This is a genomic window from Mycolicibacterium hodleri, from assembly GCF_025822245.1.
In the GTDB taxonomy this organism is placed as follows: Bacteria; Actinomycetota; Actinomycetes; order Mycobacteriales; family Mycobacteriaceae; genus Mycobacterium; species Mycobacterium hodleri.
In genome coordinates, this window is the sequence record NZ_JACKTL010000073.1 from 240,153 (window position 1) to 261,477 (window position 21,325).

Annotated in this window: 24 protein-coding genes; 18 read left to right on the forward strand and 6 right to left on the reverse strand. The window is 68.2% G+C overall.

Features of this window, described 5'->3' with window-relative positions:
- Positions 1–18: 18 nt before the first annotated feature.
- Positions 19–975 (reverse strand): sugar-binding transcriptional regulator, encoded by a 957-nt coding sequence (locus H7J06_RS30990; protein WP_264043878.1) that lies wholly within the window; start codon positions 973–975, stop codon positions 19–21.
- Positions 976–1,204: 229 nt separating this feature from the next.
- Here H7J06_RS30990 and H7J06_RS30995 point away from each other — a divergent pair, with 229 nt between their 5' ends.
- From H7J06_RS30995 to ku, 3 genes are read left to right on the forward strand one after another with little or no spacing between them, the layout of a single operon-like run.
- Positions 1,205–2,626 carry a mannitol dehydrogenase family protein gene (locus tag H7J06_RS30995; protein ID WP_264043655.1) on the forward strand — a complete coding sequence of 474 codons (1,422 nt, stop codon included), beginning with the start codon at positions 1,205–1,207 and terminating at the stop codon, positions 2,624–2,626.
- Positions 2,623–3,540: a carbohydrate kinase family protein gene (locus H7J06_RS31000; RefSeq protein WP_264043657.1), complete on the forward strand. Its 918-nt coding sequence runs from the start codon at positions 2,623–2,625 to the stop codon at positions 3,538–3,540. The genes H7J06_RS30995 and H7J06_RS31000 overlap by 4 nt, the downstream gene beginning before the upstream one ends.
- A gap of 21 nt (positions 3,541–3,561) precedes the next feature.
- Complete coding sequence (ku, locus tag H7J06_RS31005) at positions 3,562–4,503, forward strand: non-homologous end joining protein Ku (protein WP_264043659.1); 942 nt, start codon at positions 3,562–3,564, stop codon at positions 4,501–4,503.
- Here the strand turns inward: ku and H7J06_RS31010 are convergent.
- Positions 4,500–4,844, reverse strand: coding sequence for a heme-binding protein (locus tag H7J06_RS31010; protein ID WP_264043661.1), 345 nt, complete (start codon positions 4,842–4,844; stop codon positions 4,500–4,502). The genes ku and H7J06_RS31010 overlap by 4 nt on opposite strands.
- A 47-nt stretch (positions 4,845–4,891) precedes the next feature.
- Complete coding sequence (locus H7J06_RS31015; RefSeq protein ID WP_264043663.1) at positions 4,892–5,212, reverse strand: hypothetical protein; 321 nt, start codon at positions 5,210–5,212, stop codon at positions 4,892–4,894.
- 187 nt (positions 5,213–5,399) lie between these two features.
- On the opposite strand from H7J06_RS31015, the gene H7J06_RS31020 reads away from it, so the two are divergent.
- From H7J06_RS31020 to H7J06_RS31075, 12 genes are all read left to right on the forward strand, one after another.
- Positions 5,400–6,485 (forward strand): LacI family DNA-binding transcriptional regulator, encoded by a 1,086-nt coding sequence (locus H7J06_RS31020; RefSeq protein ID WP_264043665.1) that lies wholly within the window; start codon positions 5,400–5,402, stop codon positions 6,483–6,485.
- A complete protein-coding gene (locus tag H7J06_RS31025; protein WP_264043666.1) occupies positions 6,482–7,516 on the forward strand; it encodes a sugar ABC transporter substrate-binding protein in 1,035 nt (344 codons plus the stop codon). Before H7J06_RS31020 ends, H7J06_RS31025 begins: the two co-directional genes overlap by 4 nt.
- Positions 7,516–8,487: an ABC transporter permease gene (locus H7J06_RS31030; RefSeq protein WP_264043667.1), complete on the forward strand. Its 972-nt coding sequence runs from the start codon at positions 7,516–7,518 to the stop codon at positions 8,485–8,487. Before H7J06_RS31025 ends, H7J06_RS31030 begins: the two co-directional genes overlap by 1 nt.
- An 11-nt stretch (positions 8,488–8,498) precedes the next feature.
- Complete coding sequence (locus tag H7J06_RS31035) at positions 8,499–9,287, forward strand: ATP-binding cassette domain-containing protein (protein WP_264043669.1); 789 nt, start codon at positions 8,499–8,501, stop codon at positions 9,285–9,287.
- The gene (locus H7J06_RS31040; protein ID WP_264043671.1) at positions 9,280–10,206 is read left to right on the forward strand and encodes a ribokinase; all 927 of its coding nucleotides are present in this window, start codon (positions 9,280–9,282) and stop codon (positions 10,204–10,206) included. Before H7J06_RS31035 ends, H7J06_RS31040 begins: the two co-directional genes overlap by 8 nt.
- Positions 10,203–10,619 (forward strand): D-ribose pyranase, encoded by a 417-nt coding sequence (gene rbsD / locus H7J06_RS31045; protein WP_264043673.1) that lies wholly within the window; start codon positions 10,203–10,205, stop codon positions 10,617–10,619. Before H7J06_RS31040 ends, rbsD begins: the two co-directional genes overlap by 4 nt.
- A 26-nt stretch (positions 10,620–10,645) precedes the next feature.
- Positions 10,646–11,437 (forward strand): SDR family oxidoreductase, encoded by a 792-nt coding sequence (locus H7J06_RS31050; protein WP_264043674.1) that lies wholly within the window; start codon positions 10,646–10,648, stop codon positions 11,435–11,437.
- A gap of 9 nt (positions 11,438–11,446) precedes the next feature.
- A complete protein-coding gene (locus H7J06_RS31055; RefSeq protein ID WP_264043676.1) occupies positions 11,447–12,538 on the forward strand; it encodes an NAD(P)H-dependent amine dehydrogenase family protein in 1,092 nt (363 codons plus the stop codon).
- A gap of 13 nt (positions 12,539–12,551) precedes the next feature.
- The gene (locus tag H7J06_RS31060) at positions 12,552–12,827 is read left to right on the forward strand and encodes a hypothetical protein (protein WP_264043678.1); all 276 of its coding nucleotides are present in this window, start codon (positions 12,552–12,554) and stop codon (positions 12,825–12,827) included.
- Between the two features lie 24 nt (positions 12,828–12,851).
- The gene (locus H7J06_RS31065; RefSeq protein WP_308205849.1) at positions 12,852–13,043 is read left to right on the forward strand and encodes a hypothetical protein; all 192 of its coding nucleotides are present in this window, start codon (positions 12,852–12,854) and stop codon (positions 13,041–13,043) included.
- A gap of 66 nt (positions 13,044–13,109) precedes the next feature.
- Positions 13,110–14,336 carry an Nramp family divalent metal transporter gene (locus H7J06_RS31070; protein ID WP_264043879.1) on the forward strand — a complete coding sequence of 409 codons (1,227 nt, stop codon included), beginning with the start codon at positions 13,110–13,112 and terminating at the stop codon, positions 14,334–14,336.
- Complete coding sequence (locus H7J06_RS31075) at positions 14,337–15,398, forward strand: poly-gamma-glutamate hydrolase family protein (protein ID WP_264043682.1); 1,062 nt, start codon at positions 14,337–14,339, stop codon at positions 15,396–15,398.
- On the opposite strand, the gene H7J06_RS31080 is transcribed toward H7J06_RS31075, so the two are convergent.
- The 3 genes from H7J06_RS31080 to H7J06_RS31090 all read right to left on the reverse strand — a co-directional run bounded on the left by H7J06_RS31080 (position 15,384) and on the right by H7J06_RS31090 (position 19,043).
- Positions 15,384–15,806 (reverse strand): STAS domain-containing protein, encoded by a 423-nt coding sequence (locus tag H7J06_RS31080; RefSeq protein ID WP_264043684.1) that lies wholly within the window; start codon positions 15,804–15,806, stop codon positions 15,384–15,386. The two genes, H7J06_RS31075 and H7J06_RS31080, sit on opposite strands and share 15 nt — an antisense overlap.
- A 259-nt stretch (positions 15,807–16,065) precedes the next feature.
- Positions 16,066–17,409, reverse strand: coding sequence for an APC family permease (locus tag H7J06_RS31085; protein ID WP_264043686.1), 1,344 nt, complete (start codon positions 17,407–17,409; stop codon positions 16,066–16,068).
- Positions 17,410–17,411: 2 nt separating this feature from the next.
- Positions 17,412–19,043, reverse strand: coding sequence for an amidohydrolase (locus H7J06_RS31090; RefSeq protein WP_264043688.1), 1,632 nt, complete (start codon positions 19,041–19,043; stop codon positions 17,412–17,414).
- A gap of 157 nt (positions 19,044–19,200) precedes the next feature.
- On the opposite strand from H7J06_RS31090, the gene H7J06_RS31095 reads away from it, so the two are divergent.
- The 3 genes from H7J06_RS31095 to H7J06_RS31105 all read left to right on the forward strand — a co-directional run bounded on the left by H7J06_RS31095 (position 19,201) and on the right by H7J06_RS31105 (position 21,324).
- Complete coding sequence (locus tag H7J06_RS31095; RefSeq protein WP_264043690.1) at positions 19,201–19,941, forward strand: DUF1365 domain-containing protein; 741 nt, start codon at positions 19,201–19,203, stop codon at positions 19,939–19,941.
- Positions 19,942–20,014: 73 nt separating this feature from the next.
- Complete coding sequence (locus H7J06_RS31100) at positions 20,015–20,596, forward strand: sigma-70 family RNA polymerase sigma factor (protein ID WP_372515448.1); 582 nt, start codon at positions 20,015–20,017, stop codon at positions 20,594–20,596.
- Complete coding sequence (locus tag H7J06_RS31105; RefSeq protein ID WP_264043694.1) at positions 20,593–21,324, forward strand: anti-sigma factor; 732 nt, start codon at positions 20,593–20,595, stop codon at positions 21,322–21,324. The genes H7J06_RS31100 and H7J06_RS31105 overlap by 4 nt, the downstream gene beginning before the upstream one ends.
- Position 21,325 lies beyond the last annotated feature (1 nt).

Below are 21,325 nucleotides of genomic sequence, written 5' to 3' on the forward strand. Positions count from 1 at the left end.
CGTGTGTTCATGCGTGCCCTAGTGATCCAAAAGCCAACGTGCGCATTCGATGTCGCATACCAACAGCTTCGCCAATCCGCCGCGTAGCGCGGCCCGCGTCGCCTCGTGCTTGGGGGGTCCGCTGCAGACCAGGATGGTCTTGGCGCAGCTGCGGACGTCCTCGAGCGGCACCGACACCGCGCGGTGGGCAAGCTCGGTGACCACCGGTGCACCGTCGGCGTCGAAGAAGCGGCCGCCAATCTCGCCGACGGCTCCGAGCGACACCAGTTCGTCGAGCATCCGGGTGTCCAGAAAGCTGCCCTCGAACAACGTCGTCGACGTGCTCACCGAACCCACGCCGAACAACATGGTGTCGGCGCGCCGACCGGTCTCCAGCGTTCGCGAGATCACCGAGTCGCTCCGCATGGACACCACGGTCGACGGGTCGGCGTACAGCGGCGCGGGAAGACGCATCGCATTGGCGCGCAACATGTCCGCGCCGCGACTCAGGATGAACTCCATGCCGGTCTGATAGGCGGCGGTCGACATCGCGCCGTCGAGTTGGACGACCACCCGGCAGCTCGCCACACCGGGCGCCAGGGCGGTGACGGCGGCGACCTGCTCGGGTCCCCAGGTGAAGCCCAGCACGTCGTTCTCCGACAGCCGCCTCATGAGAAGGGCGCCCGCCGCCCGGCCCAAGTGCCCGGTCACCACCGCTTCGGTCAGGCCGTACCGCTGCTCGAGCAGTCGTTCCTCGTCGGCGTGCAGGTCGTCCTTCATGGTCGGTGGCACGACGACCTCGATGCGCACCAGGCCCCTGGCCTTTGCCCTGGCGATCAACCTGCCGGCGGTGGGCCGGGAGACGCCGAGCTTGGCGGCAATCTCCGCCTGCGTGAGTCCGTCGAGGTAGTAGAGGGTGGCAGCCCGGAGCGCGAGTCGCAGATCCTCCGGCGTCGCACCGCCGTTGGGCGCCGCATCGGTGGGCGGCTCTGCCACGTTGACGTTCGACGTCGGTGTCGCCACTGTCTCGGGTCCCTTCCCGGTCGGTCAGTGAGCAGATGCTCGGGGTCGCGTGTAGATGCTCATCACGCTAACATGCGTATGTGACCTACACAACACTTTCAGTGCAACGGCCGTTTAGAGGCGGAATGGCGGTTCAGACCGTCCCAAATTCCGCCGCCCCCTACCCCGCGCGGGGTAGCGTCCAGAAAGTGGTGACCGAGTCATGAAGCTCAACAACGCATCCCTGCCCGATGTCTCCATTGCCAAGCCGTCCTACGACCGCAGCGAGATCAGCGTCGGCATAGTGCATTTCGGGGTGGGCGGGTTCCACCGAGCCCATCAGGCGATGTATCTCGACCGGCTGCTCGAGAAGGGCCAAGCCAAGGAGTGGGGCATCTGCGGCGTCGGCGTGCTGCCCGGCGATCGCAAGATGGCGACGGTCATGGCCGACCAGGACGGCCTCTACACGCTGATCTTGATGAACCCCGACGGCACCCGCGACGCCCGCGTCATCGGTTCGATCGTCGACTACAAGTTCGCACCCGACGACCCGGAGGCGGTCATCGAGCTGATCGCCGCACCCACCACGCGCATCGTCGAACTGACCATCACCGAGGGCGGCTACGCCATCGACGACGCCGGTCCGGACAGCGTCTTCGGCCTGGTGACCACGGCGCTGGGCCGCCGCAAGGAACGCGGCCTGCCGTCGCCGACGATCGTGTCCTGCGACAACATCGAGGGCAACGGCGACGTGGCCCGCGAGGCCTTCACGTCCTTCGCCGAGCGAACCCAACCCGACCTGGCCGAGTGGATGAAGGCCAACACCCGCTTCCCCAACTCGATGGTCGACCGGATCACCCCGGTCACCACACCGGACGTCATCGAGAACCTCGCCGCCGACTGCGACCTCGACGACGAGTGGCCCGTCGCCGCGGAGCCCTTCACCGCCTGGGTGCTGGACGACGACTTCTCCGACGGCCGGCCCCCCTACGACGAGGTCGGCGTGCTGCTGGTCGACGACGTCACGCCGTATGAGCTGATGAAGCTGCGACTGCTCAACGCCGGCCATCAAGCCCTCTGCTACTTCGCGTATCTGGCCGGCTACCGGCTGGTCGCCGACGCCGCCGGCGACCCGTTGTTCGCCAAGTTCCTTCTCGAGTACATGGATACGGAGGCGACGCCGACGCTCAAGCCCGTTCCCGGCATCGATCTGCCCAAGTTCAAGCAGACCGCGATCGACCGCTTCGCCAATCCCAGCGTGCGCGACACCATCGTCCGGCTGTGCTTCGGCTCGTCCGACCGCATCCCGCAGTGGCTGGTGCCGGTCATCAAGGAGAACCTGCGTTCCGGTGAGCCCGTGCGGCTGTCCGCGGCCACCGTCGCGAGCTGGGCCCGCTACGCCGAGGGCGTCGACGAGCAGGGCGAGCCGATCGACGTCCAGGACAACCTCGCGGAAACCCTGGTGCCACTGGCCAAGTCGCAGCTGGAGAATCCGACGGCATTCATCGAGAACACTGCGCTGTTCGGCGATCTCGCCAAGGAACCTCGCTTCGTCGAGGCCTATCTGTGGGCGTTGGACTCGTTGCACCGGGTCGGATCTCGCGCCACGCTGGAAGCGCTGATGAACTCGGGCGGTAGCCAATGACGAACCGCGCGTTGGTCATTGGCGAGGCGTTGATCGACGTCGTCGAGCGAGAAGGCAAGGTGCTGGGCGAGCACGTCGGCGGCAGCCCGCTCAACGTCGCGGTCGGGCTGGGCCGGCTCGACCGCGACGTCGACTTCCTCACCCACATCGCCGACGACGAGCGCGGTCGACGCATCGTCGAGTACGTCGAGGCCTCCGGCGTCGCGCTGGTACCGGGCAGCACGAATGCCACCCGCACGCCGACGGCCGCCGCCCAGATCGACGAAAGTGGCGCGGCCACCTACACGTTCGACATCGAATGGCAGCTGTCCGGCACGCCGGAGGTGGCGCCCCCGCTGGTCGTCCACACCGGGTCGATCGCCGGATTCCTCGACCCGGGCTGCCTGGCGACGGCCGCGCTGGTCGACGCCTACCGGCTCTCCGCCACCATCACGTTCGACCCGAACGTCCGGCCCGCCCTCATCGAGGGCCACGGTCAGGCCGTCGACCGGATCAACCGGCTCGTCGAGAAGGCCGACGTGGTCAAGGCCAGCGACGAGGACCTGCACTGGATCGACCCCACCCGCACGCCCGAACAGGTCGCGACCGCATGGCAGGCCCTCGGCCCGTCGATCGTCGCGGTGACCATGGGCGGCGACGGCGCGTTTGCGGTCTGCGCGGCGGGCACGGTCCGCGTGGCAGCCCGTCGGGTCGAGGTCGTCGACACCGTCGGCGCCGGCGACTCGTTCATGACCGGACTGATCGACGCGCTGTGGTCGATGGACCTGCTGGGCGGCGACCGGCGGGCCGACCTCGCACGCATCGGGGTCGACGCGGTGGAGGACGTGCTGCGGGCGGCCGCGTTGGCGTCGGCGGTGACCGTCGCCCGCGCGGGCGCGGATCTGCCGGATCGCGCCGCTCTTCAACTGGGATGAGCCGGTAAGCCATACTGGGTCATGCGTTCCATCTGGAAGGGATCGGTCGCCTTCGGCCTGGTGAACGTGCCGGTCAAGGTCTACAGCGCGACCGAAGACCACGACATCAAGTTCCACCAGGTCCACGCCAAGGACAACGGGCGCATCCGCTACAAGCGGACCTGCGAGGTGTGCGGCGAGGTCGTCGAATATCGCGACATCGCAAAGTCCTACGAGGCCGACGACGGTCAGACCGTCATCATCAGCGACGAGGACATCGCCACGCTGCCCGAGGAGCGCAGCCGCGAAATCGAAGTCGTCGAGTTCGTCCCCGCCGAACAGATCGACCCACTGATGTACGACAAGAGCTACTTCCTCGAGCCCGACTCGAAGTCGTCGAAGTCCTACATGCTGCTGGCGCAGACCCTCGCCGAAACCGACCGCGTCGCAATCGTGCACTTCGCCCTGCGGAGCAAGACGCGGCTGGCGGCGTTGCGCGTCAAGGACTTCGGCAAGCGCGAGGTGATGATCGTGCACACGCTGCTGTGGCCCGACGAGATTCGCGATCCAGACTTCCCGGAGTTGGACAAGAAGGTCGACATCAAGCCCGCGGAGCTGAAGATGGCGGGCCAGGTCGTCGAGTCGATGACCGACGACTTTCACCCGGAGGCGTTCACCGACGACTACCGCGTCGAGATGATGGAGCTGATCCAAGCCAAGATCGACGGCGGCGAAGCCTTCGCGGTCGAGGAGCAGCCCGCCGAGAATCTCGACGAGACCGACGACGTCTCGGATCTGCTCGCCAAGCTGGAGGCCAGCGTCCAGGCGCGGGCCGGCGCCAAGAAGACGCCCGCCAAGAAGGCCACGGCGAAGGACGACACGTCAGACAAGGCCCCCGCCAAGAAGACGGCCGCCAAGAAGACGGCCGCCAAGAAGACGGCCGCGAAGAAGGCACCCGCCAAGAAGGCCGCCGCGAAGGACTAGCTGCAGCGGGCCTTCATGTCCTGAATCGGTTGGCGGATGCCGTCGAGGTCCGACTTGGTCTGTGGATTGGCCGCGAAGTAGTCGTCGACCTGCTGCTTGACCTGGTCGCGGGGTCGACCCTTGAGCGTCGAGAAGAACGCGTTGGCGTCTGGGTGGGTGAAGAAGTAGTCCGCCGTCGCCGTCGAGACGACTCCCTTGAGCTGCTCGAAGTCGGCCGCCGAGCAACCGGGTGCCGGTGGTGGCGGAGGATCGGCAAGGGCTGTCGGCGCCGCACCGAACAACACGGCACCGGTGATCGCGGCGGCAACGACGCCGAGCGTGGCTCGCGTGGAAATGGACATGTGTGAGTCTCCTTGGACGTTGATGGCTTTACTGATGACCGTCGGCACTAACGATGTCCGCCACCGCCGCCGCCGCCGGTGGAACCACCGCCGCCGGAGTGCGATGCGTTGTTCGGCTGAAGATCCGTGCCGCCGCCGGCCGGGTTGAAGTACCAGTCGTTGTCGAAGGGATAGCTCGCGTTGTCCGATGGTGGTGGCGCGTCGTTGATTTGGACGTTGCCGGGGCTGTCGACGTTGCCGGGGGCGTCGCAGTCCACGACCGCCGGGTCGCAGGGCTCGTCGGCGAGGGCGACCGGCGCCGCGCCGATGGCCGCGGCGGCGCACGTGGCGGCGAAGAACCCCGCCACCGTCGATGTCTTGAGTCGCATGCGAGTCCCCCTCCGTGCGCCGTCGTTCGGCGGTCGATGAGCGGAAGGTACCACCACTGACGACGACGTCAGCGGATTTGCCGATCCCGCCAGGAATTTGCCAGGGCGACCTACCGAGATCCGGCGTTCTTGACCCCTAGTGAGATGTGTGTCACAGTCAGTTAATCGATTAAACACCGGAGGTTGGGTGGCGGTCACCATGCAGGACGTCGCAGTGCAGGTGGGGGTTTCGGCTGCCACCGTGTCGTTGGCACTGTCGGGCAGCCCGCGAATCTCCCCGTCCACCCGCGCCAAGGTGGAGCAAGCCGCACGTCAGATGGGGTACCGGCCGCACGTGGGTGCGCGAGCCCTGCGGACGGATTCGACGCGGACGATCGGCCTGGTCGTCAGCGACGTGGCCAACCCCTTCTTCGCAGAGCTGGCCGGCGCGATCCAGCGGGCCGCCGCCCGCCGCGACTACTCCCTGGTGCTGTGCAACAGCGACGAGGACGCGGACAGGCAGGACGACTATCTCTCGAGCCTGCTCGCCGGGCGCCAGGTCGACGGCGTCATCGTGGTGCCGACGTCGGCGATGACGCCCGGACTTCGTCAGGCCGGCACCGACGGCGCACGGATGGTGCTGCTGGACCGCCCCGTCGAGGTGACCGGCCGCGGAACCGCCGCGCGTCACCTCGGACGGTCCCCGATCGTGCGCAGTGACGCCCGGGCCGCGCTCGACGAGGTCGCCGAGATGCTGACCACGCTCGGCCACGAACGCATCGGCATCATCGCGCCGCCGCTGCAAACCCAGGTCGGCCGCGAGCGCAGGGACGTGCTGACCGAGGCATTGCTTCAACGCGGAGCGGTACGACGGGGAATCACCGTGGTGGAGGGCGACTTTCGCGAAGACAGTGGAGCGCGCGCCGTGCGTCAACTGCTCTCCCGGCGGCAGCCGCCGACGGCGGTCTTCGCTGCGGACGGATTGATGGCGGTGGGGGCGCTGAAGGGTCTGCGCGCCGCCAAGGTGCGCGTGCCGCAAGATGTTTCGCTCGTCGGATTCGACGACGCGCCGTGGTTCGACCTGTTCGACCCCCCGTTGACGTCCATCGCCCAGCCAATTGCCGCCCTCGCTGCGGCCGCCGTGGACGCGATGCTCGACCTCCTGGCGGGACGCTCAGCCCAGAGCGCCTACCCGCCCTGCCATCTGGTACGACGCGGATCGTGCGGCGCCGCACCAGATCACGCCCCGGCCGTCGCCACCTCGGTGACGCCCACGAGAAAGGAATCACAATGATCAATCCCCTCGGGACGGCGCAGAGCCGCGTCGTCCTCACCGCACTCCTCTGTGGCAGCCTGGCGCTCGCGGCCGCGGGCTGCAACCGCGAGCCCAGCGGAGGCAATTCCACCGGGGCCGCGAAGATCGCGATCGTCACCCGTGATTTCACCAACCCCTACTGGGCAGCGCTGCGGGACGGTGCCGTGGCCGAGGGCAAGAAGCAGGGAGTGGACGTCACCGTGCAGGCCGGCAGCTCTGAGACCGACTCGACCGGTGAGAACACCAAGATCTCCACGATGGCCGCGCAGGACTACAACTGCTTCGGAGTGGTCCCGGTCAACGCCACCAACGTGATCACCCCACTGGTACCGGTCGCCAAGAAGAACATTCCGATCCTCAACCTCGACACGCAGATCGACGCGGACGCCTCCAAGGCGGCCGGTGTGTCGTACGCGTCGTTCATCGGCTCGGACAACCTGTCGGCGGGCCAGCAAGCCGGTCAAGCTCTGATGGCCGACATGGGCGGCAAGGGCGACGTTGCGGTGCTGCAGGGCATCGCGGGCGAGCAGAACGGAATCAACCGGCTCAAGGGCTTCACCGACGAGACGCAGGGCAAGCTACAGATCGTCGCCACGCAGCCCGCCGACTACGACCAGAACCTGGCCCTCACCGTCACCGGCGACCTGCTGCGCGCGCACCCGAACATCACCGGCATCTTCGCCGCGAACGACACAATGGGTCTGGGCGCCGCCCAGGCCGTCAAGAACGCGGGCAAGACGGGCACGATCTCCATCATCTCGGTCGACGGCATCACCGCGGCGCTGCAAGCCGTCAAGGACGGCACCCTGTCCGGCACCATCAGCCAATACCCGTACGCCGAAGGCCAGATGGCCGTTCAAGCCTGCGTGAACCTGGTGACCAAGAAGTCCGTTCCGGAACGCGTCGTCGCGCCCATCAAGCTCATCGACAAGGGCAACGTCGACAAGGCCATCGCCGCCTTCCCACAGCCCTTCGAGCCGTTCGACAACCCGATCACCGGCGGGAAGTAATGACGGTCACCACCGAGGCTGCGGCAGAAGGAGATACCGGTCGCCCCGGCCTGTCGATCGGGTCGGCTGCGCGTTTCGCCGCCCCGATCGGCCTCGTCGTCGTCTTCGTCATCTTCTTCATCGCGACGCCGAACTTCCTGACCGTCGCCAACCTCACCGACCTGTTGGTGTCCGCGTCCATCCTCATGGTGCTGGCGATGGGTCAGCAGCTGGTCATCTCCGTCGCGGGCATCGACCTGTCGGTGGGATCGAATCTCCCATGGGCTGCAGCAACTCTCGGGTTCGCCTACACCCACGGCGCGAACCTCGCCGTCGCCATGTTGCTCGCGTTGGTCGCCGGCGGTGTCGTCGGTCTGCTCAACGGTCTGCTGGTCGCCCGGCTCGGGATGACCGACTTCATCGTGACGTTGGGCAGCCTGTCGGTGGTCAGCGGCGCCACCCTGCTGTTGACCGGCGGCAACACCGTCGCGGTGTCGTCGCCGTTCCTGCAGGGCTTGGCGCTCGACGGCGTCGGTCCGGTGCGGTGGTTCTGGCTGGTTGCGATCGTCGCGGCGCTGCTGACGGCATTCCTGTTGTTCGGCACCAAGACCGGCACCCATCTGCTCGCCACCGGTGGCAACCTGGAAGCCGCTCGGGGAACGGGCATCAACGTCGCACGCACCCGAATGCTGGCATACGTGCTGTCCGGCCTCGCGTGCGGCGTCGCCGGCATCCTGCTCGTCGCCCGCACGGGCGGTGCGGATCCCAGCTTGCAGACCGATCTGTTGCTGTCCTCGATCGCCGCGGTGGTCTTGGGTGGCTCCAGCCTGTTCGGCGGTCGGGCGTCGGTGCTCGGCTCGGCGGTCGGCGCCGTCTTGCTGACCAGTCTCATCAACGGGTTCACGCTGATTGGCATCTCGCAGAATTATCAGCCGGTGGCCGTCGGTGTCGTCGTGCTCGGTGCCGCGTTCATCTCCAGGTTCCAGAAGTGAGGGGCTCAGACATGGCCGACGACTCGGGCCGGCGCCCAGCCGGCAAGGCGCCACTGGTCGAAATTCGGGGTGTCACGAAGTCTTTCGACGCGGTTCGGGCCCTTCAGGGTGTCGACCTCGTGATCGAGGAAGGCACCGTCACCGCACTCCTCGGCGACAACGGCGCAGGCAAGTCGACGTTGGTGCGCTGCCTGACGGGCGTGCACTCACCCGACGACGGCGACATCCTGTTCCGTGGGAAGACCATCAAGCTCGGGTCTCCCGACGACGCCCGCCATCTTGGCATCGAGACGGTCTTTCAGGACCTCGGGCTCATCGAGGACCTGCAGGTGTGGCAGAACCTGTACCTCAATCGCGAGCTGACCCGAGGTGTCGTTCCTCTGCGCGTCTTGGACAAGAAGCAGATGATCGCAAAGAGCGCAACGATTCTCGCCGACTTGGACGTCGACGTCCCCAACGTCCGCGCCACGGTGCGTCGGATGTCGGGTGGGCAGCGTCAGAGCGTCGCGATCGCGCGCGCCGCGAACTGGGGCACGACGCTGGTGATCATGGACGAGCCCACCGCGGCCCTCGGCGTGCGGGAGACCGCGGCGGTGGAGAAGCTGATCGGTCGGCTGCGATCCAACGGTGTCACGGTGTTGCTCGTCAGCCACGACATGGATCAGGTGATGCGGGTCGCCGACAGCGCGTGGGTGCTGCGCCGCGGGCGGACCGCCGCGAATCGCAGGATGGCCGACACCACCGGCGACGAACTGGTCGGGCTCATCACCGGCGCCATCGCGGGTGACGCCGGTGCCTGACTCCGATCCCGCGGTGGTCGTGGTCGGATCGGTGAACGTCGACCAGATCGTCACGGCGCCAAGGTTTCCCAGCCCTGGCGAGACGATCATCGGGACGTCGGTGACGTCGTCGGTCGGCGGCAAGGGCGCGAATCAGGCGGTCGCCGCGGCGCTGACGGGCACCGGTGTCGCGATGGTGGCCAGCACCGGCGACGACGACAACGGGGCGATGGCCCGCCGCCGACTCGCCGACCGGGGCGTCCACACCGAGCACGTCGCAGTGCTGGCCGCCGAGGTCACCGGAACGGCGTGGATCACCGTCGCCGAGCAGGACAACACGATCATCGTGATCGCCGGCGCGAACCACCGCTGGACGCCTGGCGCCCTGCCGGCGATCGTCGCCTCGGCAACAGTGGTGTTGTGCCAGTTGGAGATACCGGTCGACGTGGTGCACACCGCGGCCAGGCAGGCGCGTGGATGGTTCGTCCTCAACGCCGCACCGGCGGCCGCGCTACCCGACGAACTGCTGGCGCGCTGCGACGTCCTGGTCGTCAACGAGCACGAGCTGGCCGTGGTGGCCGAGATCGGCGCCGACGCCGTGACCGAACCCGACGCCATCGCCTCGGCGCACCAGAAGCTCCGCGACCGCGGAACCGTCGCGGTCGTCACCACCCGGGGAGCCGCCGGTGCCGTCGTCACCGACGCCGACGGCGTCACCACCGAGCTGGCCGCACCGACGTCGACGGTCGTCGACACGACGGGCGCGGGAGACGCCTTCGTCGGCGTGCTCGCCGCCCGGTTGGCCGCCGGGGACGACCTCGTCGACGCGTGCCGCTGGGGAGTGGTCGCGGGCTCGCTGGCCGTCCGCGGCGCCGGTGCGCAGGATTCGTACGCCGATCAGTCAACCCTTTCCCACGCCGTCCGAGAGATGAATTCATGAAGCGCAACGGCATCATTCACGCCGAACTGGCCCGCCGCGTGGCCGCGTTGCGGCACACCGACACGTTCGTCATCTGCGACTCGGGCCTGCCGCTGGCACCGGGTACTCCGTGCGTCGACCTTGGCTACCGGTATGGCCAGGCGACGTTCGCCGACGTCAGCGCGACGGTTCTCGGTGAGGTAGTGGTCGAACACAGCTGGGTGTCACGCGACGTCCTGACCGTCAGCCCGCACGTCCACCGGCACTTGGTCGACCTGGGCCTGGAACCCGAACCGGTCGACCACGACGAGTTCAAGGCCGCCGTGCTCGACGTTGCGTTCGCCGTCCGCACGGGTGAGGACACCTTCTTCGCCAACGTCCTGTGCCGGGCGGGCGTCCCGTTCGGTCCCGGTGGAGAAACCGCCACGAACTAGAACGTGTTCTAGTAGCGTCGGCGAACGTGATTCTCGACAAATTCAAACTGGACGGTCAGGTGGCCGTGGTGACCGGAGCGGGACGGGGGCTCGGGGCGGCGATGGCCCTGGCGTTCGCCGAAGCGGGCGCCGACGTGGTGATCGCGGCGCGCACGCAATCCCAGCTCGACGAGGTGGCCGAGCAGATCAGGGCCACCGGGCACCGCGCGCACGTCGTGGTCGCCGACCTGGCCCACCCGGAGGACACCGCGTCGCTGGCGCAACAGGCCGTCGACGCGTTCGGCAAACTAGACATCGTCGTCAACAACGTCGGGGGCAGCATGCCGGCGCCGCTGCTGGACACCTCGACCAAGGACCTCCGCGACGCCTTCACCTTCAACGTGACGACGGCCCACGCGTTGACCCTGGCGGCCGTTCCGCTGATGCTCGAGCACTCCGGTGGCGGCAGCATCATCAACATCACCTCGACGATGAGCCGGGTCTCCGGTCGGGGGTTCGCCGCCTACGGCACCGCCAAGGCCGCGCTCGCGCACTACACGCGGCTGTCCGCCCTCGACCTGGCGCCCCGCATCCGAGTGAACGCCATTGCGCCGGGGTCCATCCTGACCTCCGCCCTGGACGTCCTGGCCAGCAACGACGAACTGCGCAAGCCGATGGAGGACGCCACGCCGATGCGCCGGTTGGGCGATCCCACCGACATCGCCGCGGCCGCGGTCTATCTCGCCTCACCCGCGGGGAGCTACCTGACCGGCAAGACCCTCGAGGTCGACGGCGGCATCACCTTCCCCAACTTCACCTTCCCCATCCCCGACCTGTAGAGGACGAACATGACGATCAAGGTCGCCGCGATCGGCACCGGCAACGTCGGAAAGCACGCGCTCACCCAACTGACCCTCGATCCCCGCTTCGAACTGACCGGCGTGTGGGTGTCCTCGGATGCCAAGGCGGGCAAGGACGCCGGCGAACTCGCGGGTCTCGACCGTTCGACCGGCGTCACGGCCACCACCGACCTGGACGCCATTCTGGCCGCCAAACCCGAGTGCGTGGTCTACACGGCGATGGCCGACAACCGGCTCGTCGAGGCGCTCGAGGACTACCGACGCATCCTGGCCGCGGGTGTCAACGTGGTTGCCAGCGCCGCCGTGTTCCTCCAATTCCCCTGGGGCACACTGCCCGACGAGATGATCGCGCCCATCGCCGAGGCTGCCGAGGCGGGCGGATCCAGCATCTTCGTCAACGGCATCGACCCCGGCTTCGCCAACGACCTCATCCCGATGGCACTGGCCGGCACCTGTCAGAGTGTCGAGCAGATCCGCTGCATGGAGATCATCAACTACGACACCTATGACAGCGCCACCGTCATGTTCGACGTGATGGGCTTCGGCAAGCCGCTCGACGAGACCCCGATGCTCCTGCAGCCGGGCGTGCTGAGCCTCGCCTGGGGCTCGGTGGTGCGCCAGCTCGCCGCCGGTCTCGGCGTCACCCTGGACGAGGTCACCGAGACCTACGTCCGCGAGCCCGCGCCCGAGGACTACGACATCGCCTCCGGGCGCATCGCCAAGGGCACCACGGCCGCCCTGCGCTTCGAGGTCAGGGGCATGGTCGACGGCACGCCCGCCGTCGTGCTCGAGCACGTCACCCGCACCAGGGACGACCTGTGCCCGGACTGGCCCCAACCCGCCCAGGAGGGCGGCTCGTACCGCATCGAGATCACCGGCGAGCCGAGCTATGCCGTCGACCTGTGTTTGAGCAGCCCCAACGGGGACCACAATCACGCCGGCTGCGTGGCGACGGCGGCACGGGTGGTCAACGCGATCCCCGAGGTCGTGGCCGCGGCGCCGGGCATTCGCACGACGCTGGACTTGCCCCTCGTGACCGGAAAAGGGTTGTACGCTGGGCATCTGCTGTCAAAGGACTAATGGAGGGCCTGCCATGCGGACGCGCTATCTCATCGGTTTGATCGCATCGGCGGGTGCCGCGGCCGCGGTCGTCGTCGCCCCCGCCGCATCGGCCGACCCCACCGAGGTCTCCAACCCGCCCGCCTGCACGTCGACCGGTCAGGTCGGGGAGACCGGCACCAGCACCACCGAGTGCCAGACGCCCGGCAACGTCGAGATCTCCGCCGCGGCGCCCGACGTGCCCACCTGGTCCTACCCCTGGGACGACGACTTCTACGGCCCGGCTCTGGTCATCGGTGGCGGCGGTTAAATGCGTTCTCTGACAATTGTTTCGGTGGCCGCCGCAGCAGCGGCGGCAGTGGCGTTCGCCCCGGCGGCCGCCGCCGCACCCCAATGCGTCAACACCAGCCCGACGACCACGCAGTGCCAAACCCCCGGCCATTCGCAGATCACGACGTCTCCCCCGGCGATGACCAACAACGCCTGGTGGCCCTACGGCGGCGTCGTCGTCGGCTTCCCCTGGTAGCACGCCACCAAGTTTTTCGGCTAACCTAACTTTTCTATTCGCCCATCCGGATAGAAGGGGGCTGTGTTGTCGATCGCGGACAAGGTGCCCCAGCGCGCCATCGTGATGCTGCTTGGCCCCGCGTTCGTGGCCGCCATCGCCTACGTCGACCCCGGCAACGTCGCCGCCAACGTCAGCGCGGGCGCCCAATACGGCTTCCTCCTGGTGTGGGTGATCCTGGTTGCCAACGTGATGGCGGGGCTGGTGCAGTACCTCTCCGCCAAGCTCGGCCTCGTCACGGGACGCACCCTGCCGGAGGCGGTCGCCGACCACTCGCGAACTCGCACCCGCGTCGCGTATTGGTTGCAGGCCGAATTGGTGGCCATGGCAACCGATCTCGCCGAGGTGGTGGGCGGCGCGATCGCGCTGTACCTGCTGTTCGACCTGCCGCTGCTGCTCGGCGGCGTCATCACCGGCGCGGTGTCGCTGTTCCTGCTCGCGGTGCAGAACCGGCGCGGTCAGCGCGTGTTCGAACGCGTCGTCACCGGACTGCTGCTGGTGATCGCCATCGGCTTCCTGACGAGTCTGTTCGTCGCCCCACCCGCACCGAGCGACGTGATCGGCGGCCTCGTCCCGCGCTTCGACGGTGCCGAGAGCATCCTGCTGGCCACCGCGATGCTCGGCGCGACCGTCATGCCGCACGCCGTCTACCTGCACTCGGCGCTGGCCCGCGATCGGCACGGCCAACCGGACGAGGGCGCGCCGCGGCGCCACCTGCTGCGGGCCACCCGCTACGACGTCGGCCTGGCCATGCTCGTCGCCGGTGCCGTCAACCTGGCGATGCTGCTCGTCGCCGCCACCAACCTGCAAGGCGTGGAGAACACCGACTCCATCGAAGGCGCGTACGCCGCGGTGCAGAACTCCCTGGGGCACACCGTCGCGCTGTTCTTCGCGATCGGCCTACTGGCGTCCGGGCTGGCGTCGACCTCCGTCGGCGCCTACGCCGGCGCGATGATCATGCAGGGCCTGCTCCGCAAGTCCTACCCACTGCTCCTGCGTAGGGTCGTCACCCTGATCCCGGCACTCGTCGTGTTGGCGATCGGGGTCGACCCCAGCCGGGCGCTGGTGTTGTCGCAAGTGGTGCTGTCGTTCGGCATTCCGTTCGCGCTGGTGCCGCTGATCCGGATGACGAGCAGTCCGACGCTGATGGGCGCCGACGTCAACCACCGCGTCACGACCGCACTCGGCTGGACCGTCGCCGCAGTCATTAGTGTTCTCAACGTGGTCCTCATCTATCTGACGGTGACCGGCTGAATGCAGCCCTACTTCGCGTACGGGTCCAACCTGGACGTGACGCAGATGAGGCGGCGCTGCCCCGATGCCACCCAACCGCGGCGCGCGACGCTGGCCGACCACGACTGGCTCATCAACGAGCGCGGCGTCGCCACCGTCGAACCGCTGGACGGTGCGGCGGTGCACGGAGTGCTGTGGCAGATCAGCGATCACGACCTGGCGGTGCTCGACAGCGCCGAGGGCGTCCCGGTGCGATACCGCCGCGACCGGATGACCGTGCAGACCGACGACGGGCCCGCCGAGGCATGGGTCTACGTCGACCCTCGTGTCGAGCCGGGCGCCCCCCGCCCCGGCTATTTGGAGCGGATCATCGCCGGCGCCACCCACCACGGACTGCCGAAGCAGTGGGTCGACTACCTCCACCGGTGGGACCCGGTCAATTGGCCCCGCCGGCTTCCGCCCACCGATTTGCCTGCGCCACAGACTCTTTCGGAGCTACTCGCCGACCCGGAAGTGGTCGAATCCAGCACGCTGCGGTCGCGCTTCGGGTTCCTGGCCATCCACGGCGGTGGGCTGGAGAGGATGACCGACGTGATCGCCGAACGTGCGGCGCTGGCCGCCGACGCGTCGGTGTACGTCGTCCGGCATCCGGAGAACTACCCCCATCATCTGTCGTCGTCGGCCTACGTGGCCGGGGAGTCTGCCCTCTTGGACGCGTTCCTGGCCCACGTCGACGTGGTGGTCTCGCTGCACGGATATGGCCGCGTCGGACGCACCATGGACTTACTGGCGGGTGGTGGCAACCGCACCCTGGCCAAGCATCTGGCGGCCTACGTGTCGGTGCCCGGCTTCGAGGTGATCACCGACCTCGACGCGATCCCCCGCGAATTGCGCGGCCTGCATCAGGAGAACCCGGTGAATCGCGCCCGCGGGGGCGGGGCACAACTCGAGCTGACGCCACGGGTGCGCGGGATCAGCCCGCGCAGCGGACCCGCCGGGGAAGACGGCTTGTGCGCACCGACGACGGCGCTGGTGGCCGGGTTGGCCGCGGCGGCGAAGGCCTGGCCGTCAGCCGACGACTGACGGCGAGAGCACCCCGAGCTCGCGGAACGCCAGGTGAACCGTCTCGGCGCGGGGCAGATCCGTCGAGTCGCAGACCCGCATGACCCGCCGCACCGCGGGACCGGCCACCAGCCGCCAGCTGATGCCGACCGCCGCACAACACCGGTCGACCCCGTGCAGTGCGGCCATGGCGGGAGCGCCGAAGAAGTCGACGGCGATGGCGTCGACGACGAGAGCCTGGGCGATCGCGACGTGACGCTCGAGGTAGCCGGCCAACCGGCTCGCGTTGCTCGCGTCCACCTCACCGACGATCGTGACGACGACCGCGGGTTCGAGGGCCACGGACGCGCTCGCCCTGCCCCACCGTTCGCCGATGCCGATCGACTGCGGGTCCGGACGGAAGATGCGACATGTTCCGATGGGTGTCATGAGTGACCCCCTGAGCTTGAGAACGGGTGTGGGGGCGCCGTGCGCTCGACGTAGGGGGAACGTACAACGAAATCCGCAGCCGGTGTCGACATTCGCAATCAGCGCAAAAGTCCGTCAGGTGCGTCAATTCCCGGTCTGTGTGCCGTACTCGCGACGCAATTCGTTGCCAGGTCACCCGAGAGCAAATCGATTGCCACGTCCCGGCTCTCCGGGAATCCGTCGCGACGTGCGGAGAGGCACGCCACGACGGAATCCGCAGCTACTCCTCGAGGGCCAACACCGGCGTCGGCCGCTGGAATCCGCGCGTCACGACGAGCAGCCAACCCAGGCCAATCGCCAACCACACCAAACCAACCTCGAGCGTCAGCCAGGACAGGCTGGTCCACAACCACACCGTCAGGACGAAGCCGATACCCGGCAGCACCACGTTGTTGAGGACGTTCTTCTCTCCCTCGTCGACGAAGTAGTGCTTGATGACGGTGAGGTTCACCGCGGAGAAGGCGATCAACGCGCCGAAGCTGACGATCGAGGCCAGGAAGTCGAGCGAGATCCAGATGGCGGCCAGCGAAATCACCGACACGACCAGGATCGCGAACGTCGGCGTGGAGAACTTGGCGGAGACGTGCCCGAAGACCTTGCGCGGCATGATGCCGTCACGCCCCATGGCGTACAGGATCCTGGCCACCGATGCCTGCGACGTCAGCGCCGACCCGAAGGCGCCCGCGATGTAGGCCGCAGTGAAGAAGGTGTTCAGGAACTGGCCTCCGGCGGCCGTCATCACGTCGAGCGAACCCGAGTCGACGTCGACGAATTGGTTGGACGGGAACGCCAACTGCGACACGTAGGACAACGCGACGAAGATGACGCCGCACGTGATCGTCGCAATCATGATGGCCTTGGGCACGCTGCGAGTCGGGTCCTTCGCCTCCTCCGACAGCGTCGAGACCGCGTCGAACCCGAGGAACGACAAGCACAGGATCGCCGCGCCGGCGAAGATGGGACTCGCCCCGCCCACGCTGCCGTCGCCGGTGAACGGCGCCATGAAGTTCACGTTGCCCAGCTTGGTGATGGACATGAACGCCATCACCACGAACACGACGATGAAGATCCCCTGCACCGCCAGCAGCACGAAGTTGGCACGCGCCACCGACACGATGCCGACGACGTTCAGCACGGTGACCAGGACGATCGACCCCAGCACGAAGACCCAGGCGGGCACTGCGGGGATGGCGGCCTCCAGGTAGATGCCGATCACCAGGTAGTTCAGCATCGGCAGGAACAGATAGTCCAGCAGCAGCGACCAGCCGGCCAGGAAGCCGACGGGCGCGCCGAAGGTCCGCTGGGTGTAGGCGTAGGTCGAGCCTGCCACCGGGAAGGCTGCCGACATGCGGGCATACGACCTGGCCGTGAACACCATCGCCGCCAGCGTCACCAGGTAGGCGACCGACAGCCGGCCACCGGTCAGCTGGGTGACGATGCCGTAGGTGGTGTACACCGTGAGCGGCACCATGTAGACCATGCCGAAGAGCACGAGCGCCGGAACTCCCAGCGCGCGTTTGAGATGGCCTTCGGTCTCGAGGGCGACGGGCGTTTCTGCCGACATTGCTAATCCCTTCCAGAGCTGACTGAGTAACCGAGTTCGCCTCGGAGGTACGTGGCCCGGATGCCGATCTCGGGGAGCTGCTGGGCGGGCGTCTCGCGGGGGTCGCGGTCCAGCCACACCAGGTCGGCGCTGGCGCCGGCGACGAGGCGGCCCCAGGTCGTGTCGGCGAAGGCCTGCTCGGCGACGCCCGCGGTGTACGCCCCCAGCGCACGCTCGACGGTCAGGGCCTCCTCGGGCGTCCAGCCGCCCTCGGGTTCCCCGTCCGACGTGCGCCGCGAGATGCCAATGGCGATGCCGTCCAGCGGCGCCCCGGAGGACACCGGCCAGTCCGAGCCCAGCGCGAGTGGCGCCCCGGACTCGTCGAGGCTGCGCATCCGGTACTGCTTGTCGGCACGTTCGGCGCCCAGACGCGGCACCGTCAGCACCGTCATCAGTGCGTCCATCTGCGCCCACAGGGGTTGCATGCACGGGATGACGCCCAGCGCGGCGAACCGTTCGAGGTCGGCGTCGTCGACCAGTTGGACGTGGGCGATCACCGGCCGCCGGTCCCGCGGTCCGTTGGACTCGATGGCGTATTCGATGGCGTCGAGCGCCTGGCGGACCGCGGCGTCCCCGATGGCGTGGATGTGGATCTGGAAGCCGAGTTCGTCGACGCGGCGGGCCGCCTGGGCCAGGCTGTCGCCCTCCCACACCGTCATGCCGTGCTGATGCAGCCCGGAACAGTACGGCGCCAGCAGCGCCCCCGTCTCGTTCTCCACGACGCCGTCGGCGAAGAACTTCACCGTGTGCGCGGTCAGGAACGGCGAGTCCACCTCGACGACGCGACGCCGGGCGTCCGCGAACCCGTCGAGCTGCGAGTCGAAGTAGCGGGGGTCGGCGTAGAACGCCAGGTTGAACCGTATCCGCAAGGAGTCCCGCTGTGCCGCGGTCAGGTAGGTCTCGACGTCACCGGGTTCGACCCAGGCGTCCTGCACCCAGGTGACGCCCCTGGCGAGGTAGTAGTCCGCCGCGGTCCCGAGCGCGGCCACCCGGACGTCCACGTCGCGCTCTGGTATGACGGCGGTGACCAGGTCGACGGCGCCCCACTCGCGCATGGTGCCGAGCACCGAGCCGTCGTCGCGGTGCGGGATCTCCCCGAGAACCGGGTCCGGCGTGTCCGCCGTGATTCCCGCGCGTTGCAGCGCAACGGAATTGACCCACATGGTGTGGTAGTCCCAGGCCCGAAGCGCCACCGGCCGGTCCGGGACCGCCTCGTCCAGCCAGCGGGCGTCGAAGAGCCCGCCCTCGGCGAGGCTGCCGTCGTAGGAGGCGCCGACGATCCAGTCCTCGTCGGGATTGGCCTCGGCGTACTTGCGCACCTCGGCGACGATCTCCTCCACCGAACTGCACGGACGGACGGCCGGCCCGACGTATTCGAGACCGCCGAGCATGGGATGGGCGTGCCCGTCGCCGAACGACGGCATCAAGAACCCGCCGTCGAGGTCGACCTCGACGACGTCCGGATGCCCGGCTGCCCCGGCGACGGCCTCCTCACCGAGGGCGGCGATCACGCCGTCGTCGACCAGCAATGCCGTAATCGTCGGTCCGGAGGCGCCTGTCCAGACGGTTCCGTTGCGAAACAGGGTTGTCGCCACGGATCGGCACACTACGCGGCGTCGGGGCTTTCGCAATGTGGAACGGCGCCCATCCGTCGCGCGTCCAGCCTCGAATACCAGTTGTGCAACGTAGAGACCTCATCGGTGGCGTAGCGGAGTTGGTTGCTCCGGCCCACGAGCAGCGGGCGTCGACCCCGTGCTGAGCGCTCTCTACCGGACGCGGATCACGCACCTGAGTCGCGCGTCCGTGCACCACTACTTCGAACAGGGCGGCTACAGCTGGTACGTCGACGTCGACGACTTGCCCCGGCTCCCCCGCTGGCTGCAGCCCTTCGCCAGATTCGAAGCGGCCGACCATCTTTCGCCACCCGCAGAGGGGCCGGACACGCTGCGCGCCCGTGTCGACCGGTACCTGGCCGACCGTGGCGTCGAGCTGCCGGGAGGCACCGTCACCGCGCTGACGCAGGCGAGGGTGCTCGGCTACGTGTTCAATCCACTGACCATCTTCTGGTGCCACGACCATCGCGGCGTGCTTCGCCACGTGATCGCGGAGGTGCACACCACCTCCGGAGACCGCCACGCCTACCTCTTGCCGCCCACCGGCGCGCAGCCGGCGGCGGTGAAGAAGGCGCTCTACGTCTCACCCACCAACAAGGCCGACGGCTATTACCTGGTGCGGGCTCCCCTGCCCGGCGACGAGCTCGACGTGACGATCTCCCTGCACCGCGACAACAAGCCGGCGTTCGTGGCGACCCTCGACGGCACCCGACGCAAGGCGTCGATCGCCAACGTGCTGCGGCTTCAGCTGGTGGCGCCGATGGCTCCGCTGGTGGGCGAAATGTGGATTCGCATCCAGGGCGCCACGCTGTGGACGCAGCGTGCTTCCGCCGTTCCACAGGCCCCCGTGCGCGAGCGCGAGAAGGTCGGTCAACTGTGACACGGCCGAGCTCTCGCGAATGTGGCCCTCGCACATCCCCTTTCACGCCGGCGCCGGCCACATCGTGGTTATCGTGACTACGATCGCGCAGGCCAGTACACTTCGCGGCGTGACAGCCGACCTCGACGCCTTGCTGCGCCGGGTGGCACAAGAGGACGTCGAGGCATTCGCCGCCTTCTACGACCACACCCGCGCACGGGTGTTCGGCCTGGTGCTGCGCGTACTGCGCGACCCCGGGTACAGCGAGGAAACCACTCAAGACGTCTACCTGCAGGTATGGCGTAACGCGGCGAGCTACAACCCCGCCGCGGGGACGCCCCTGGCCTGGCTCATGACGCTGGCGCACCGCCGTGCCGTCGACCGGGTGCGGTCCGAACAGTCGGCCAGCCAGCGGGAGTCACGCTACGGCGCCGCCAACGTCGAATTGCCTGCCGACCGGGTCGCCGAGGCCGTCATCCAGCTCGACGAACAGCGTCAAGTCACCGAATGCCTGGCGTCACTGACCGATCCTCAACGCGAGTGCATTCAGCTGGCCTATTACGAAGGCCTGACCTATGTGCAGGTATCCGAGCGTTTGGCGGCGAACCTTGCCACCATTAAGTCACGGATGCGAGACGGCATCCGTGGTTTGCGGAAGTGTCTGGGGGTCTCGTGACCGAACCACACGACAGTGACTTTTCCTCGAACGACCTGCTCGAACTGGCCACGCCATACGCGCTGCACGCAATGCCGCAGTCCGAGCTGGACGACATCGACCGGCAACTGAGCCACGTCTCACCGCCGGTCGCCATCGCCTTCGCCGACGAGGTCCGGGCCGTGCGCGAGACCATGGCGCGGCTGTCCGCTTCGACCGCGCAGGAGCCGCCGAACCACCTGCGGGACCGTCTGCTCGCCGCCGTCGGAGGTGAGGGCCGGGTCATCCAGATGCGCCCCGAGTCGACGCGCTGGCGCACCGCAGCGTTCGCCGCTGCCGCCGCGGTGGCGATTGGGCTTGGCGCAGTCGGGGTCGGCATCGCGGTGCGTCCCACGCCGCAGCCGTCCGCGGCCGAACAGATCTTCGCCGCACCGGACGTGCGAACCGTGTCCGGGGCAATCCCGACCGGCGGCACCGCCACGGTGGTGTTCTCCCGCGAACGGAACGCGGCAGTCCTGGTGATGAACAACGTCGAACCGCCGAAGCCGGGCACGGTCTACCAGATGTGGTTGGTGGGCGCGAAGGGCCCGGAGTCGGCCGGCACCATGGACTCCGCCGCCGTCGCTCCGTCGACCACCGCGGTGTTGCCGGACCTGAACGGGTCGACGACCCTCGCCTTCACCGTGGAACCCAGCGGCGGCTCGTCGGCACCGACGTCTCCGGCGTTCGCCGAACTTCCACTGTCCTGAG